The organism is Aquimarina latercula DSM 2041, assembly GCF_000430645.1.
In the GTDB taxonomy this organism is placed as follows: domain Bacteria; phylum Bacteroidota; class Bacteroidia; order Flavobacteriales; family Flavobacteriaceae; genus Aquimarina; species Aquimarina latercula.
In genome coordinates this window covers 328,453-347,064 of record NZ_KE387187.1, presented here as the reverse complement: position 1 = coordinate 347,064, position 18,612 = coordinate 328,453, and the positions used below count along the sequence as shown (strand labels likewise).

The 18,612-nt window shown below is 31.8% G+C and carries 10 protein-coding genes; 3 read left to right on the top strand and 7 right to left on the bottom strand.

Annotation, left to right across the window (positions count from 1 at the left end; all coding sequences use genetic code 11):
• The 7 genes from H526_RS31595 to H526_RS0127915 all read right to left on the bottom strand — a co-directional run.
• A partial coding sequence (locus H526_RS31595; protein WP_081415727.1) for a DUF11 domain-containing protein occupies positions 1-3,699 on the bottom strand: 3,699 nt, incomplete at its 3' end.
• 761 nt (positions 3,700-4,460) lie between these two features.
• Entirely contained in the window at positions 4,461-6,092 is a 1,632-nt protein-coding gene (locus H526_RS30465) for a recombinase family protein (protein ID WP_051336407.1), read from the bottom strand.
• Positions 6,085-6,261, bottom strand: a complete 177-nt coding sequence (locus H526_RS32070) for a hypothetical protein (RefSeq protein WP_211237865.1) — start codon at positions 6,259-6,261, stop codon at positions 6,085-6,087. The genes H526_RS30465 and H526_RS32070 overlap by 8 nt, the downstream gene beginning before the upstream one ends.
• A gap of 74 nt (positions 6,262-6,335) precedes the next feature.
• Complete coding sequence (locus tag H526_RS0127935) at positions 6,336-6,860, bottom strand: hypothetical protein (protein ID WP_027395946.1); 525 nt, start codon at positions 6,858-6,860, stop codon at positions 6,336-6,338.
• 85 nt (positions 6,861-6,945) lie between these two features.
• Complete coding sequence (locus tag H526_RS0127930) at positions 6,946-7,386, bottom strand: hypothetical protein (protein ID WP_027395945.1); 441 nt, start codon at positions 7,384-7,386, stop codon at positions 6,946-6,948.
• Between the two features lie 52 nt (positions 7,387-7,438).
• A complete protein-coding gene (locus H526_RS0127925; protein WP_027395944.1) occupies positions 7,439-7,858 on the bottom strand; it encodes a hypothetical protein in 420 nt (139 codons plus the stop codon).
• A 1,739-nt stretch (positions 7,859-9,597) separates the two neighbouring features.
• Positions 9,598-10,923, bottom strand: a complete 1,326-nt coding sequence (locus H526_RS0127915) for a hypothetical protein (protein WP_027395943.1) — start codon at positions 10,921-10,923, stop codon at positions 9,598-9,600.
• Between the two features lie 687 nt (positions 10,924-11,610).
• Between H526_RS0127915 and H526_RS31380 the strand changes: the two genes are divergently transcribed.
• The 3 genes from H526_RS31380 (at position 11,611) to H526_RS30455 (ending at position 18,423) form a co-directional block, all read left to right on the top strand.
• Entirely contained in the window at positions 11,611-13,542 is a 1,932-nt protein-coding gene (locus tag H526_RS31380; RefSeq protein ID WP_027395942.1) for a T9SS type A sorting domain-containing protein, read from the top strand.
• Between the two features lie 1,048 nt (positions 13,543-14,590).
• On the top strand, positions 14,591-15,565 hold the full coding sequence (locus tag H526_RS0127905) for a M43 family zinc metalloprotease (protein ID WP_027395941.1): 975 nt from the start codon (positions 14,591-14,593) through the stop codon (positions 15,563-15,565).
• A 407-nt stretch (positions 15,566-15,972) separates the two neighbouring features.
• The gene (locus H526_RS30455) at positions 15,973-18,423 is read left to right on the top strand and encodes a T9SS type A sorting domain-containing protein (protein ID WP_051336406.1); all 2,451 of its coding nucleotides are present in this window, start codon (positions 15,973-15,975) and stop codon (positions 18,421-18,423) included.
• Positions 18,424-18,612 lie beyond the last annotated feature (189 nt).

Sequence of the window (18,612 nt, the reverse complement as noted above, 5' to 3'; positions counted from 1 at the left end):
CAGTACGCTATTGCTAACACCACCAGCATCTACTGCTGTTTGGGTAATTACATAACTTGCCAGATAAGTTGCTGTTTCACCTACTTGTAGTGTACCTTCTAAACTACCAAGAGATGCATTGTCAAAGTCAGGTCCATTGTCTAGGGTAAGGGTGTTTCCATTTCCATCTACAAATGTATCTGTAAGTGTTACTCCAGTAAGTGTTATATTTCCTGTGTTTTGTACGGTAATGGTATAATTAATAGTATCTCCAAGACCATCTACACCATCACCATTATCAACGATTGCTTGAGTTTTGGTAGCTTCCATGCTAGGTGCTTCGGCCACTACACTTACAACTTCTTGAATAAATGGATCAATTAAAGAACCTGTTCGAGGTGTTCCAGTTGCAGTAGCTGTATTAGTAATATCTATTTGATTATCAATATCTGCTTGAGTCACTACATAGGTGGACTCAAAAATGGCAACCTGACCAGGAGCTAACGTATCTACGATATTATCTCCACCTGCATCAGTACCTGTAGTACTTTCTAGTGTAATAGTACTCAATGACCCCGTTCCTAAATGAACATCACTAATACTCACATTATCAAAAGTAACATTTCCGTTATTTATTATTTGATATGTATAAGTTATGGTTTGATTTAAAATTACATCCGTATCATCATCTGCCAGTTTGGTTACTTGCATTGAAGGAGAAGAACCTAAAATCGTTACTGTTGGATCATCTAAATTATTATTGGGATCATCAGGGTCATCTGATAGGTCGGTAATACTACCTCCAGTTGGATCTTGCCCACCTGCAGTTGCCGTATTGATCACTTCGCCTGCATCTAAATCGTCTTGAGTTAATTCATGTGTAATAATAAACGTAGCAGTCTCTCCAGGATCCATACTATCCACAATATCATCACCTCCTGCATCCGTTCCAGTAGTACTCTGAAGTGTAATGGTATCCGCATTGGGATCTACAATATTTATATCGGTCACTGTTACAGTTCCCACACTTTCTACTACAATAGTATAAGTTATTACTTCACCAACCGTATCAAATGATCCATCAGCAGGTGCCTGGTCTACTTTAGTTACATTTAACTGACCAAATTGAGGAATGGTTACCACCGTAGCATCATCGGGTGCAATGGTTGTGGGATCATCTGAAGTATCTGTAATGACAGTACCTTCTACTACTTCAGTCCCTGAAACCGTAGCTGTATTCGTAGCATTTCCGGCATTAAAATCATCTACCACTAGGGTATGCTGCGCTGTAAAAACAGCAGAAGCTCCTGCAGGTAAATTAGCTATAGACAAAGGAGAAATACTTCCAGAGTCAGCAAAAGGATCTGTTATTGACACATTATTTAAACTAACGTTACCCGTATTGAATACAGTCAGTTCGTATTGAATTATTTCTCCAATGGTATCGTATAATCCATCTGAAGCAGGTTGGGCTATTTTTTCCAAAACTAGTTCACCTTTCTGATCTATAGGTGTAATTGTTGGATCATCAGAATTGGACGTCAGATCATCTGGATCGTCAGATATGTCAGAAATTGTAAAACCATTTGAAAGTTCCGCAGTTACAGTGGCGGAGTTAACAACCTGATCAGCTTCGATGTCTGCTTGCGTTATGGTATGTGTAGCGGTAAAGTTTGCTGTTCCTCCTACGGCCAGCGTTGCAATTGAAGCAGGTGTTAAACTTCCTAAATCTATATTTGAATCAGTAATTGTAATATTAGAAAGAGGAACTTCTCCAGTATTTTCCACTGTAAAATTATAAGTAATCACTTCACCAACCGTATCATAACTGCCATCAGGGGCAGCCTGATCTTGTTTAATCATAGTGATGTCACTATTAGTTATAACAACATCTTCAGTGGGATCATCTGGCAGTACATCAGCTTCAACTTCCGTTTGAGTATTATTTATAGTATTTGTTACGGTTACAGAGCTGTTAACTTCATTTACCGAAGCTATAACTAACAAAGTATGGACTTCTCCACTAAACATATTTCCAATTGTCCAATCTGGAGCTGTCCAAGTACCAAAACTAGGAGTTCCACTTACAAAAGAAAGTTCAGCAGGAAGCACATCGTTGATAACGAGATTAGTAACTGGGTCAACACCTAAATGTTCTACGGTAATGGTAAAGGTAACTGTATCTCCTTCTAAAACAGAAGCATTATCAACTGTTTTAGAAATCACAATTTCTGGGTCACAGTTATAAGCCGATAAAATTGCAGAATCATAGGTACAACTACCCCTAGTAACTCTAACAAAAAAATCGCCTGGTTCAGTAGGAGTAAAAGTGCTTGTTGTCGCTCCCGGTATTAAAACACCATTTTGAAACCATTGATAAGCATCAAAAGTGCCCGAAATTTCAAAAACATCAGAGCCGGGAAGACATCCACCTCCAGTTACATCCAATTCAACAACAGGTACTGAATCAAACCCTGAAAAGTAACCTGCAATACCTGCATTACTATTTACTCCTAAAAATCCTACTGCAATAGGGCCTGTTGATTGAACGGATACATTTCCTGTAAGTCCTGGGACATAGAAAGTTTTCCATTCTGTTGTTCCTGCAACTGGAACTGATGGAGGAACGGTTACTGGACCAGTATTGTCTGTTACGGTTATATTGCTGTCTGGAGTGGTCGTAGATGCAGTTATGGTAACTCCTCCATTAAAATTAAGACCATCTACGTCTCTAATATTAGATATGCTTTCTAGGTTATTGGGTAATAAACAATTTACTGGAGCTATAAAATTTAAACCAATAGTTTGAATTCCACTCGAGCCAGCTAAAGATTGATAAGCATATGTTTCTTTTGATGTAGTAATATACATATTTGCTCCTGCAGATCCTCCAGAATAGTTAGTTCCTGGAATTTCAAAATATTCTCCATTATTAATGGTAGCTATTGGGGTTGTAGATCCATTTACAAAAATATCAGTCCCGTTTTGCGTCCCTATAATTATTGGAAATTCAGTTTCATTTGTACCATTACCTCTAACAAATACATACTCACGACCTAAAACATTTTCAGGTACAGGTTGGTCAATAGCAGCGTCTCTGCTTTGATTTCCTGCCCGAACACCTGTATTTAAGCCTCCATTACTTATTGCTATTCTTTTATCAGATTGTATTGAAGCTCCTAACCATCCATCAATATTTGATGCAGTTTCGTTTTTTCTGGCTTCTAAGACAAAGGTTTGTCCTGTGTTTAAAATAATCTGAATAGTATCATCTGTTAAACCATCAGGATCTCCTGCTAATCTAAATTCACATCCTGGGTCATACCCAAAAATATTTATAGTAGTCCCATCCTCAGTTGCCATAACTCCTAAAGTAGAGGTAAGATTTGTATTTGAGGCTCTATTCGGGATACCTCCCCACTTAAATGAAGTACCAAGTGCTTGTCTACCTTTCGATGTTAGAGAAGTAGCCTGTGCACTGGATCTACCTCTATAATTAACATAAAACTCTTCTCCACCCACTGATTCAAAACGTAAACCACTATTAGATAATATGACTCCAGTATTTGCATTCGTTACTAAGGTAATATTATTGTCTCCATCAGCAACATTATATTGTAACGGGTTGATGTTTGATAAATTAGTTAATGTAGCAACAGGAACAGGATTAGTTCCTTGATAAACTAAAACATTAAACGCTGTCGTTTCAGGTGTAGACAAATAAAATGCTTGTTGCCGTATAGCTTGGTTATTCGATATTTGTTTTAAGGGAGGTAAATAATGAACATTACTTAGTTGAGCTATTGAATTATAACTAACAAATAGTAGAAAGAAGAATATCAAGTAATTTTTTTTCATAACCGGGGAAAAAATAATGATTTACAACCTCTAAAGTAAGAGGTGGAGTTATTTTTGTTGTTTTTAAAATGTTGCTATAATCTAAATAATCGATTAAACGCATAAAAAAAGGATTAAGCGGGTTTTTATTGCGTTATTGAAAATAGCTAGACCTAAAACTAATTTAAAATCTCGATAAAATTGATGTGGCAAAACCTCAAAAGAATTGCTGTTAAAAGCTTATCATGCTTGCATAGAGCGTATAAACGTTTATAACTTAAGCTTTTTATTTACAAGTAGTTCTTAAAGTTCTTTTCTCAGGTGATAGTTCAGATTTAAGAGAGGGCTATTTTATTGTCAATTTGTAAACTGATTTGAAAATGTATTTGACATGATGTTTGGATTAATTGGTAAATACAAAATTATTATTTGATCATAGACGAAGTTCAGTTTAAAGTCTTAACAATTACAAAAAGTTCATATATCATAGACTCTTTCCTTAAAACAGACAAAATTGTCTGACTTAAGAAAAAAATGTCCTATGTGTAGAGGGAGCAGGACTTGAACCTACGACCTTGATGTTATGAACCTTTAAGTTCAAGAATAGAGTAGAGGTGAAGTCACATCATTCTCGCTAAATTATACTAAGCAACTTTAAAGTATTCTGCTAACTCTTTGGTTTTCAATAGTTCATTTTCAAAATGTTTCGACATTTGTCTTTCCGAGGTCACGCAAGTGGACAAATATTCAATTTTTGAATTTTGTCCACTTTTATTTTTTGATAAACTTTCTGATAAACAACGAACTAACTCCATTACAGGATTTACTTTAGAAGTTTGAACTCTATCATTTTTACGGTTATATAACATTCCCTCTGGGAATAGTAATTTTTGTAATTTCTGTTTTGTGGAATAGTCGCTTAACTCCCATATTTTGTTTAAGTTAGAAAATAGTTTAATGCTATTTTCTATATAGATTGAAAGGTTTGAACTCAAAGAATTATTATTTCGAATTTCTTGCTCAATTCCTTCTTTTTCTATAGTGAATTTACTTTTGAATTTTTGATATAAATCTTGTTCTATTTCTCCTAGCACATAACGTTCTTGTATCTTTTCAATTTTCTGTTTTATGGTTTTTAAGCTGTTTTTTAAGGCAGGTGTATTGTCTTTCTCTATTTTATTGAAATACTCAAAAGTGTATTTCAGTTGTGTTTTTAATGGAGCTACTAATCTTTTATCTATTTGATATGTACTAAGTATGCTTTTGAAATGATTATGTAATACACCTGAATTACGAGTACAGGAACAACCATTCGTTTTACATTTATAATAATAAATCCCTTTAGTTTTTACAATAAAACCAGTTAATGGACTACCGCACGAAGCACAGCTAGTAAATCCTTTCAAAGGTAAATTTTCATTTTGTATATTATGTTTACTTTTTTGTTTGTTAATTCCATTTACTTTTAGAAAAATTTCCTTCGATATAATAGGCTTATGAATACCCTTAACTACTTTACCCTCGATTAAACTACTTCTGATCAATCCGCAATAAACGGGATTTCTGAAAATTTTTGAAAGTTGTTGTTTGTAAGTCTTTAATCCAAGTTTTTCTAACCGATTTATGATCTCTACATTAGTGAGATTTTCATTAGCTTTCCATAAAAATGCCTTTTTAATTAAAGGCGCTTGATTGCTATGGACTATAATGGGCTTGTTATTTTCATTTCTGGTGTTTCTGTATCCGAGTGGAGCAACACCCATAAAATAACCGTTAAGCAATCTATGGCGCATTCCTCTGATCGTGTTGGTACTCTTGATATCATTATCATACCTGCTATATAACAAATGAAAGCCTTGCATGAAAGTACCTGTCGGCGTATCACTATCTACATTCTGAGCGATGGACAATACTCTTATTCCTTTTTTCTTTAAACTTTCTACGGTGGCGATAGCCAGTCCTCCTGTTCGCGAATACCGATCTAAACTATACACAATGATATTCGTAATCTTCTTTCTTTTTACATATATCAACATCTCCTTATAAGCTTTCCGATCGTCTGTCTTAGCACTTTCATAGATTCCGCCAAAATATGCACACACCTCGTACCCATTTTGTTTTGCAAAATCTTCACATAGTTGTTTCTGACTTTCTAAACTTGTATTCTCTTTTTGCTTTACATCAGAAACTCTTGTATAAATAACCGCTTTATTATTACGAACTATTTTACTAGTATTCTGCTTAGCAAAACCTTGAAATAAATCCAGATTACTCATAAGTGTGTATAATTTTATGTGTGATTAATGATAATTCTTTTAAACTATTTATAATTTCTAAAGCTTGCTTATCTGATAAATCAGATAATCCCTCAAACGTTTTTAATTCTTCAATACTAATAGTTCTTAACTCACTGTTTTCATTTGTACTAGACATTTTCATTTCCATAGCCTTATTCCGATTGTAGCGTCGGTCATAAGGTGGGTTCGTATTCTTTCGGCTTGTAGCGGCCGCGTTTCTAACTATTCATTGTTCGTGTTTTTGTGTTGTTGAATTATTGATTTGATATCAGGATCAAAATCAAGTTGGAATAATATTTCCCAAATCAAGACATCTAATCGCAAAGCTAAGTAGTGATCTAAAGCTTTAATAGCCACATTGTGAAAATAAACTTCTTCATCTAAAACTTTAACCGATCCATTCTTTAAAACAATGATGATACTTGTTTTGTTTTTTGTGATCACTTTTTCAATAGTTTGGTATAATAGGTTTGCTTTTTCTTCAATGTCAAATAGATGCTTTTTAACTTCTTTAATACTAGTGTGGCTAATCCGAAAAGCTCTCATCTCCGTAATGATTCTTAGCCAAAGCACATCAAAAAAGTGATAATTACTTTTCATCCCACTAGCCGCATATTCGCGATGATCATCTAAGATACCAATCTCTTTCCAATGGTGCACTTGCCTATTTGTTACGAAAGGAAGATGTTGTGACCTAAATGATTTTTTAGCTAAAGCTTCTTTGAGCGGCTTTTCATCTTTAGACATATTGCTTGTTTATTATATGATAATTCCTAATTCAGTAATATTACACGAATATATTAAATAAATTACGATATAGTAATTTATGATTTTAAAACCTTTTATGTTTGTATTCGTTATCAACATCTCTCATAGAGTAGTCAAGACTAATATCACCTAAAGTAAAGAAATATCGTAAAGGAATACTTACTTTAAATTTTGATTCATTAAAAATAGGTTTGATAGTAATCAAATGCCAATATGAATCACGCATTAAGGTTTGCAAACAATTGGTAATAGATTTCATTCGGTATGGTGAATTCTTATACATATCTGACGAGCCAATATAAAGCAAAGGCAAATTATCTGCATCAATAGTTTTACCTTCTTTTATGTATTGATTTAAAAGATCTTTATATCTTTTACAGAGCTGATATAATACATAACTGTTTCCTCTTCTTAGTAACCAGCTATGAACAGGTTCGAACTTGTTGGAGTCTTGTATTTCTCTCCAAAGCAATCTATAATTGACAAATAAACGGTGTTGTTTCATAATAATAAACTTTAAAAGTTAATTGATGTATAAATGTAAACCTAGGGATCCCTTATTTTGTAAGTATAATTCCCAATGGTTTGGCAATAAATATGTAGGATATGTTTAAAGAAATATAATAATGGCCTTTAGCATATTTTGGCATTGATAATCTAATATGCAATACCTCTAACTGTTGTAATTTTTTAAAGTGTTTTTTGATAGTGCTAGTGCCATACCCCGCAAGCTTTCCTATTCTAAAAGCATCAATACATAGTCTTCTTTTTAGAAAATCTTCGTCAACCACGGGGGGATTCCTATTAATGTATTCTTCAAAAAGATTAAGAGTGCAGATTAGTGTGTCTATATGTGCACCTTTAATCTTGTTATCAATATCTTGGGATTTATTAAAACTCTCAATGGTTTGCCATACTTTGTCGTAGTTTATGAAATATTCCCGATTTTCTTTAAGTTCATTTTCTATAAATGTCATTTTATATGTTTTAGTAATTAAGAAGTTAAAATTGAGAAAATATAATTGAAAAACCACGTACCTTTTTACGTACCGCGTGACGTTGTAAAATATAACTCCACTGTTCATAGACTCTATGAACTTTTAAATGGGTACGAAAATAATTCCGTCCTAACTTTTAATGTTTTTCACAATTACAAAAAATGATCGTTTTTTACATTTTTTTACTACTAAACTTCTTATCATGTTTATTACATATTTCAATAACCTTTTGGATCCTTTGGCATTAAAACTTAGTTAAAGTTATAGAAGTAAAAGGAGAAATCATTGCACTTTTTTTACTACGGTGCATCAAAAAAAGGAAGAATTTAAGTTTTACAGTACTTGACGAACACACAGGTGTAGTAAAACTTTTTTGAAAGAAATTTTTAACTATCATAAAATCCCATAAAATGACTTTTTCGAACGAGATATACTGCTTCAATTGAGTTTATAAGGATTGTGTATGCTAACTTGAAAATTGTTATAGTCGAAACCTTTAGTTACTTCATCTTTTTAAAGAAAATTACCCATTCATAAATGACCGAAAGTGCAAGAGTTTATATGTAATTTATAGATTGAAAATACTACATTTAATTTATTTTCTTTTTAAGATTGAATACTAAAATTTCTTTTGAAAAAGTTGAATAATGCTTAAAAACTATTTTCAAAGAATATTTTTAAAAAATAATAGTCTTAATTAATGTTTATTAAAGAAAAAACTTCTAATCTTGAATATTTTAGCATTAATGGTAAACACTATTTTAAAAAGGTATATATTCAAAAGAAAAATCAATTATTCAAAATATACTTCAAGACTACTAATAACAAGGAAAACTTTTTCGATGGGTATTTTTTAAATTAAACAAAACACCTAATTGTAAGTTTTTCACTTGTTAAGTTCTTATCATAAATTTTAATAGAAATTAAATTATCGAGTAAACTCTTTTAACTTCAGAATGGTATAGTTTAAAAGACAAAGGCCAAATACTTACTTAAGAAAGAAATATTGCTAAATCTTTATTTAAACAACAAACGAATTTCATATTTTTTGTTCGGTTTGTAGGCTTGCATTACTTAAAAAGAAACGAAGACCTTTTTCAATGTAAAATGTCATAGTGGAGGAGAATTGGTTCAAATATTAGAGGGTTAAGATCTAACATTATTGAATTAGTAACATTGGATTCTGTGGTTGAAGGTTTGCATTTCTTCTATGTCAACTTATTCTATTTTTGAAAAATAATGAATAATGTAAGAAATCTCATAGATTTATTATCGAGGTATCGAGAAGAAGATTGATTGTTGATCTTTTAGAAAATAATGTTGGAGATTATAAAATGGATTTCGTGAGAAATAATCATTCACATTGAATACAAAAAAGTATTGAAACTGTATGAACGTTATTAGATTTTAATCCTTTGTACAGGAAATTATTGACCTCTAATAGATTAAGAGGAATAGTATTAAAAATTACCCAGGTATTTTATAAATAAGCAGAAAACTCTCATGAAATTAGTTGCTTGTTTCAGATCTTTATTTTTATAAATAAATTCATAAGAGTTTTTCTGCTTTTCATTCCTTTTTTAAGTAGTAAATGATTGAATAGTAAACATCACAGTACTAAAGTATTATTAAAATGTTCATATCGTGTTTTAGCGCTTATCTCAATTTAATTATAATGATTTATAGATGAGTATCGTACGTGTTTAATGGAAATAAATTTAGTTTTTATATATTTTAGTAGTCTCTATTGCGCCATTATTTTTTATTACTCTTAATAAGTAGATAGTTTTATTCTTTAGATTTACAGTTGAAATGGTAACCGGTATCTTGTTTTCATCACTAGAATAAACAATATTACCTTTATATTCTAAGATTTCGATTTTTTTTATGTTGTTAGGATCAGATGCGTTAATTGATAATTGTTCGTTAAAGGGGATTGGAAAAATTTTGATTTTATCAATAACATTGAATCTGCTTCCTTGACCTATCCAAGAAACAGGTTGAGAATTATAGGCTATTTCAGTATTATTGTATAAAATTTTAACCTCCCAAACTAGATCAGCAGAATCGTTAGTAACCTCTTGAGTTGTTAATAATTCGTGTGTTAAGATTCTCCCGTTAATCACGGGTATTTCCTTAAATGCATGTATCTTCCAATCATTATTCTTATCTTTTAGTGACACTTGGGCAATTCCTTCGTGGCTATGAGCAACGATGAGGTTATAAGTAATACCTTTTGAACCTGTAACGTTTGCAGGTGCATCCAGTATAGAGAGCTCATTTATGTCGTTATCTTCTAGAGAAACAAATTCTGTTAGATATCCGGCATCGAAACCTTTATTTGTAATTTTTATTTCCCAAAACATTTTGGGAGTTTTATTACTGATTTCTTCTGTTATTTCTATGATATGAGTAATAACGCCATTGTTTTCAATTGGTGTTTGTAAGAAGGCGTGTGTTTTCCAGCGATTATTTCGATCTCTCAATGCTATTTCAACATCAGTTCCTCTAGGGTAATTAATAGAGATTTTATACTTTTTTCCGATTTCTCGTTTCACTGCACTTGGAGAGTTAACAAGGAAAAATTCATTATTATCAACTATTTTAACGGATTTGGAAACGTAACCATCATCCCCATTATTTACTTTAACCTCCCAAACCAAATCTGGAGATATGGATAAGATGTCTTCAGATACTTCTAAATAATAATCTTCAGTTTGACCATTCACTACATCTACCGAATGAAAAGCATACGTTTTCCAGTTTTCATTTTTATTTTTTAGGGCAATTTCAGCTCTTCCAGAACTAGTGTAGAAGACAGAAATCTTGTAACGTTCACCAGCATTTTTTGTTACGGATGTGGGAGCATTGATAATAGATAATTGATTTTGTATATTATTAGTATTCTCTGAATACGAATCGATTGATTTTACTGTTACGTTATAAGTAGCCGAAATTTTGGCAGAAACGATAAGAGGAGTGATCTGAAATAATAATAATAATAATAATAGAGTTGTCTTGCAAACATTTTTGAAGTGTGTCATTTTGATAAAAAATTATTGGCGGTTAATTTATAGTTTTGTTTCGATCTGAAAATATTTTAATTATTTAGTTTATTTCAATGTAGTATTTTTTTACGTTAAATTGATTTATTTATCATAATAAGGAAAGGTATTTTGAACTAAGCTATTTTAGAGAATTCAGTTGTAAATTGTAGTTTTTCTACACGAAATTTTTAATTGATAACCCACACCAATTATGTTTGCAAAATAGATAGACTCTTTTAAAATAAGTTAATACTTTTCGATCAATTACTAATAAGATTTTAACAATGTATTTTCGTTTCATTTTATAAGGTTGATAATCATATATTTTATGATAAATCTTATAAAATGATTTAGGTGTTTTGACTTAATAGTATTTGAATGAATATAATTTCTGTGATTTTGTAGTTAGTATTTAAGGAGGTATTACTATTTTATTAAGATGTTAACATTTATAAGAGAATTAGACTTTTCGACTATTTAGATTATCGTAGTTTTGGTTTCTTCAATACATCAATTATTTAGTATTTGTTGTAATTTCTAAAAGTATAAAGTAAGTGCACAAGATTTTATAACTAACATATTACTTACTAATCCATAGAGAAAAACTAACCATTTACTAACGTGTATTGTTTTGATTTTGTTGATGTTATGTTTTCTTTTGTGTAAACTTAAAACACTCTTAAAATGAAAAACCTAACTATTACGTTAAGTATTTTTTTATTACTACTTACAAGCGCTCACGCGCAAATCAGCCAGGGTGGAGAGCCCTTATTTTCAAAAGAATCTTTTTCGAAATCTACCAAAATTTTAACGGTAAAATTGCCTAAAGTAGATATGGAAGAATTAATGAAGGAAGATGCAAGAGAAGCATCCAAAGATGTTCCTTTACGTTTTGCTTACCCTCACGATGTAAATCTAAATCCCGAAATTTCTGGAAAATGGTTTACTAATAAGAATGGTGATAAATTTTGGTTATTAGCATTGGAGTCTAAAGGAGCCAAATCTCTTAATCTCACGTTTTCAGATTTCTATTTACCAGTAGGATCTAAACTATTTATCTATAATGAAGATAAAACAGATATTAAAGGAGCTTTTACTTCGTCAAATAATAAAGAGACTAGAAAATGGAGTACAGCGCCAATACTAGGGGATAAGATAATTATAGAATATTATCAACCTAGTATTGTTACAGAAACCCCATCTTTACAGATCGCAACAATAGCCCATGACTACAGGGGAGTTTATGGTTTAGCAAAAGCTTATGGAGATTCTGGTTCTTGTAATAATAATGTAAATTGCGTGGAAGGAAACCCATGGAAGGATCAGATTAGATCTGTTGCATTGATTACATTAGCAAATGGAACTAGATTTTGTACAGGGGCATTGATTAATAATACTTCTAATGATGGAACTCCATATTTTCTAACAGCGGATCATTGTACCGGCAATGATACCTCTAATTGGGTATTTGTTTTTAATTATCAATCTACAGGTTGTGGCAATACAGACGGATCTTTGGGTCAATCGATTTCGGGATCGCAATTGCTAAGAAAGGGAGAAGCTACAGATTATTCATTATTAAGATTATCAGCTACGCCACCTAGTAATTATAATGTTTATTATTCTGGATGGGATGCTAGAGGGGTCAACCCAACTAGAACTACTGGGATTCATCATCCCAGTGGAGATATTAAAAAAATCTCCTTTGATAATGATACTCCATCTATAGGTACTTATAGTTCGGTACCAAATTCTCATTGGCGAGTAAATGATTGGGATGATGGTACTACAGAACCAGGTTCATCTGGTTCGCCATTATTTGATCAAAATAAGAGAATTGTGGGTCAATTACACGGAGGAGGAGCTGCTTGTGGTAATAATGAACCTGACTATTATGGGCGTTTTGATCTTTCATTTCCTAATCTTAAGCAATGGTTAGCACCAGGTAATAATTCTAAAGTAGTTGATGGGTTTGATCCTGCAGGAGTGGTTAATCCTCCAGGTTGTAAAGAAGTGAAGCTTACCATTAAATTTGATAATTACCCTGAAGAGACTAGTTGGGCTTTAAGAAATAGTACAGGTACCATTGTAGAATCGGGTGGGACATATGAGAGTCAGGCTGATGGAAGTACGTTAGTTATTGATCTTTGTCTGGATTCTGGTTGTTATAACTTGACAATGAACGATACTTATGGAGATGGAATGTGTTGTAGTTATGGTTCAGGATCTTATAGCTTAACCGATTCTTCTGGAATTCTTGCGTCAGGAGCTTCTTTTGGATCATCAGAAGTTAAAAACTTTTGTGTAGGTACATCTAGAGTATCGGCGGCTCAGACAAAAACTGATATAAATAAAATTACACTGGATAATTTAAGTTTATATCCTAACCCCGCGGCTAATAATATAAATATTGATTATAAAATTAAAAATGGTTCTAGCATTATTGTTTCAGTTATTGATATGACAGGACGAGTAATTAAAACAAAGAACTTTAGTGATGATGTTCAATCAAGCAAATTGCAGATTGGTCTAGGTAGATTGCCAAAAGGATCCTATTTTCTTAAAATCACGGAAAATAGTAATACTATAGTTAAGAAATTTGTAATCTCTAAATAATTTGATAATTACAAAATAGCATTATAATTTTTTTACATTTTTTGAATATAAGAGGCTGTCTAAACATTTTTTAGATAGCCTCTTTATTTTATACATTTGTTTACTATTCTAATTTTTTAATTTAGTCATTAATAACTATATTAAATCGCTTAGAGGTTGCAGTGATTTTAACTTTACGGATGTTATAACTTGATTAACTTCACATTTTTCTTGCTATAAGAAGCTAGCCATGGGATTTGTATGAATCCTTTCATTGTCCATAGCTGTGGCAATGGGTTTAGTTATGATCATAAAGTTTTTTAGTATAAGTATTTACCTTTTTAGGTAGTTGTCCCTAGTTTAATAAGGTTTTTGCGATTATAGAATTTATTTTAATTTATTTTATTTCTTCTTTAGGTGATTTTGGTTTGATTAAACTAATAGAAAAAAGCTTATTAGCTTTTTGTATTTTTTTCTTTAATTATTTATTATCAATTTGTTTAATCTATAGCGGAGATAGATGACAAAAAACACTGCTATCAGTAAAATTAGCAGCTGTGTCTGTTAAATTATTAATGATATTTTTAGTTAGCTAATTGTTAGATGTTATAAACCGTATAATACATCTTTTCTTAATTAAAACTGGGTATATATAAATTTTTTGATCTCAAATAAAGAATGTTTAGTATTAGAATTTCTTTTTTGAGTTTAGTTAAGTATGTCTTCTTAGAAATAGCTATAACTGCTTTTTTTGGTTTTAGTAAACGATGTCGATTCAGGTGTTAAAAATATAATTAGAAGATCTTTTTTTAACGTTTTGGTTTAGGCTACTGTGTACACTTTAACCTCTGAATTTATTTGATGCTTTATGAAATAGCATTTACGTTTTTAATGTTAAATAATGGTTTTGTATTTGTAACCAGTTTAAAAAAAAATTGAAATATGAAAGCTAACCTTTTACTAACTCTCTATAACTAGAAACTAACTATTTACTAACATAAAAAAAAATGTTAATTTAAATTTATTAGAGTTATTTACACCAACTTTAAATACACAAATTTTTATTATTATGAAGAATTTAAAATCATTCCTAAGAGTGTCATCTTGTTTTCTACTTTTAGCATCCTGTCAAAAGGAAGATGTAAACGAGCAAAGTATTGAACCAATTACAAATGCAGTCGATAAACACTGTTCTAGCACTATCTTACAAGAAAAAGCGTTAAAAAATAACCCGGGCCTACAATCCTTTCTCGATCAAGAAGAGAAGAAAATGGAGGCTTTTTCTAAAAGTTCTGCTGCTAAAGTTAACAAAGTTTATCAGGTGCCTGTAGTGGTTAATGTATTATTTAACAAAAGTGTGGAGAATATACCAGATTGGCTTATTAGGAGACAGATTAACATTTTAAATAGCGGTTTTAACAAAAACGAAAACAATAATACAGGAATACCTGCGGAGTTTGCCAGATTGGATGCTAACGTAGGTGTAAATTTTACATTACAGGCCATACACAGAAGATATGTAGATGAAAACTTTAAAGTATACTCTAATTATAATAGATGGAGGAATGGGGGATTAGCACCAGTATCACCTGGAAAGGTTCTTAATGTATATGTGCTCCCTGAGGCACTTTATGGTTATTACGGGCAGGCTTACTTGCCATACACTGCACCAAGCGTTTGGGATGATAATGTATTGATTGCCTCTCAGGCATTTAGTGCTTGGGGTTCCAATAACAATGACAATAATGTAAAAGGCGGGAAAACCTTAATACATGAGGTGGGTCATTTTCTGAATTTAGAGCATATTTTCAAAGGATTTGCATGTAATAACGGAGATAAGGTTTGGGATACGCCAAATCAGAGCGAGAACAATGATGGGGTGTGGGCTACACATCCGCGCAAGGATCCCAAATGTGGCAATAACCAAATGTTCATGAATTATATGGATTATACTCCTGATCAGAGATTGGTAATGTTTACTAAAGCTCAAAAGGAAAGAATGGTATATGCTTTAGAGCATGGAAGAAAAGCTTGGACAAGATAGTCGTCTAAATAGTGTAATTGGCTCGAGTTACTAATAGTAATTAGATGTTTATAATCTATTACGGTAGATTGACTTGGTTAGTATTGATATTTGAGAATTTCACAATACACTATTTAAATATATTAATGTAGAAAGGTGATTATCTGTAAGTGAAGTGAATTACATTTTTTTAGGTCTATTTTTAGAGGGGGGTCTCTAGGGCTTGTAACACTTATTTCATTTTAAAATTTTATACAGATAATGTCTTGTTTTAACCACTTGAGATTTGATGTTAACCGAGTATTTTTCTATTTGTTTTTTAGAAGGATAATGTCTGCACCTTTCTGTATTTATATAAAATTGATTATTAACAGAGTTTACCAAAACAATTTTTAAAATATATAAAACCTCTTTAAAACCTATATAAGATGTTAGTTAAAAGTTTTCAATTTTTTTTAATTTTATTAATAACTCGGATAGCTTCGGTGGAGGCTAAAGATATATTTTTCGATCAGGAGTATGGCAACAGTGGTAATATTGCTTTAAAAATCCAAACAGCAATCGATAAAGCAGATGATGGAGATATCTTGATTTTCGAGAGCGAGTCATATGATTTGGACGGTATTACTAATGTTTTAATTAATAAACCTATCACGCTTAAAGGGGAAATTGCTATAGAATCTTTTGATCCAGATAATGTAGGAGCTTCTGGTATAAAAACTATTTTCAGTAATACTGCTTCTTTTGCAATTCGTTCTAATGATGTGGAATTTATAAATATCGCATTAGAGAAAAAGAATTTAGGAAATAATGTTTTTGATATTCTTATCGATGCGAGACATACCACATACTTAGCGGAAAATCCAATTATTGTTGAACAATTAAATTATACAGGTATTATTTTTAGCAACGTAATTCTCAATGGAGGAGCATATGCTATACATACGGGAAATGGAATTGGAGTTGAGATGACGAATTTATCAATAATTAATTACAGGAGAACAGGGTATTGGGCAAATCGTCATGGAAGGATCAATTCTGCTCCCAAAACACAGATGATCAATTCCGAAATTGTACCAGATGCTGTTATCGGATTTGATGATAGAGCTATTTCGCTTGATGCTGGAAACAGTGAGTATCCAGTTATATGGGATTTTAGTGGTACGACTTTTAAAAATTGTCTAATTCAGAATTCAGGTATCGCATTGTCCCGAATCGAAAACGTAATAATTGATAATTGTACTTTTAATGATAATTCTGGAGCAGTTGATTTAATCCATATTGAGGAATTCTCTAATAATATCATAGTAAGCAACAATGTTTTTAATTGTAATGTAGAGGATATAAACCAAAAATCGCGTATTGTACAATTGGATAGAGAATTGCAGATATCATCTGATATTGATTTTATAGACAATACTATAAACGGGGTTTATAATTTTTTTATCTCTGCTTATGCTCCCAATAATATTACGATAAAAGGAAATAATTTTATTGCAGCTGAAGCGGTAAATAATAATGCTATAGATCTTACTTTTTATGAAGCAAGAGATCGAGAACCTATTCCCTTTGAGTTAATTTCAAAAAGTATAAAAATTGAAAATAACCCTGGATTAAATCTAGATCAGAATAAAGGTGTCAAAATGAATGTGTCTGAAGAGGACACTGAAACGAGAATAGAAGGTGTTCCGGAAGCTTTACAGAGGATTAATTATATAAATCCGGCTCCTGCAATATTACCTGATGGGATATACACTATCGAAAATAAAAAAGATGGAAAAAAATTGATAGCATCAAGCGAAGGTTTATCCACAGAGGATACTACAGGAGTTTATACTCAATGGGAAATTACTTTTAATCCCCCTTACACCTATCATATAAAGAGTGTAGGTACTGGAGATTATTTAGAAACCCATTTAGGGTATACGGAGTTTGACATTATTAATGACTTACCACAGAATATATTTCCTTTTCTATATGATTCTACTGCCAGCTTACCGTTTTGGTCAATCATCAAATCAGGAGAGGATTTTGAGATTTTTCCTGGAGGTAATGAAAAACAATCAATATTGTCCAGTGATGATTCAATTTTGAGGTTAATCCACGCTGTTGGGATTGACGATAATTACGTTAGATTTCAAATTCCGATAAAAGATTCTGCAAAATGGAAAATAGAGTCGGTTTCAGAAGATGAAGTAAATGAGGCACCCATAGGAAAAACAATTTGGTTGAGAACCGATAGGAGTAACCTAGAGTATGTTAGTGCCGTTGAAAGTATAACTAATGCTCCTTTGAGAGCTAGTTCTGATGAGGTAGGACTTAGCGAACAGTTTAAGGTTGAAGATGCTGGAAGCGGGAAGGTACACTTAAGATCCTTGATGAATAATAAATATGTCCAGGTTAGATATGATAATAATAGCGAATTAGAAGCAAGATCTATCACCAAACTAGGTTGGGAAACTTTTACTTGGGAAAGTTTAGGGGAAGGAAAAGTTGCTTTCAAAACTTTTGATGATAAATATGTCCGTGCTCAACTCAGTTTAGAATCAAAACAACTGAGTGCGATATCAGATATAGGTGATCGAGGTTGGGATGTCTTTAGATGGGGGATTGTAAATGATATTGAGGAGTCTACAAAAAGCGTCAATAACATAGATTCTAATCTTAGTGTGTACCCAAACCCTGTGAAATTATCAGAGAAAATTACAATAAAAGGCAGCCAGCAAGGTGATACTGTAAGAATTTACGACGTTTTGGGAAGATTATTATTTGAACAATTAGTAGATATAAAAAGCCAAATTAGTTCAGACAATTTCACTAAGAAGGGTATTTACTATTTAAAAATAGAATCTAAGAGTATTAGAATTGTGGTTCAATAAACTTACTAAGTTGTCTAAAGTAATCACAATTATAATGTAAAGCTAAATTTTCGGAATTTAATATAATAACAAATTGGTGCTTATCGCCCTAGGTAACAATAAGAAGCTAGAGAACTAATATTGATTTAGATTGAGCTAATCTAATCAGGAATAGTACTCTCTCACTTAAAAATTTTAATTTTAACTAAA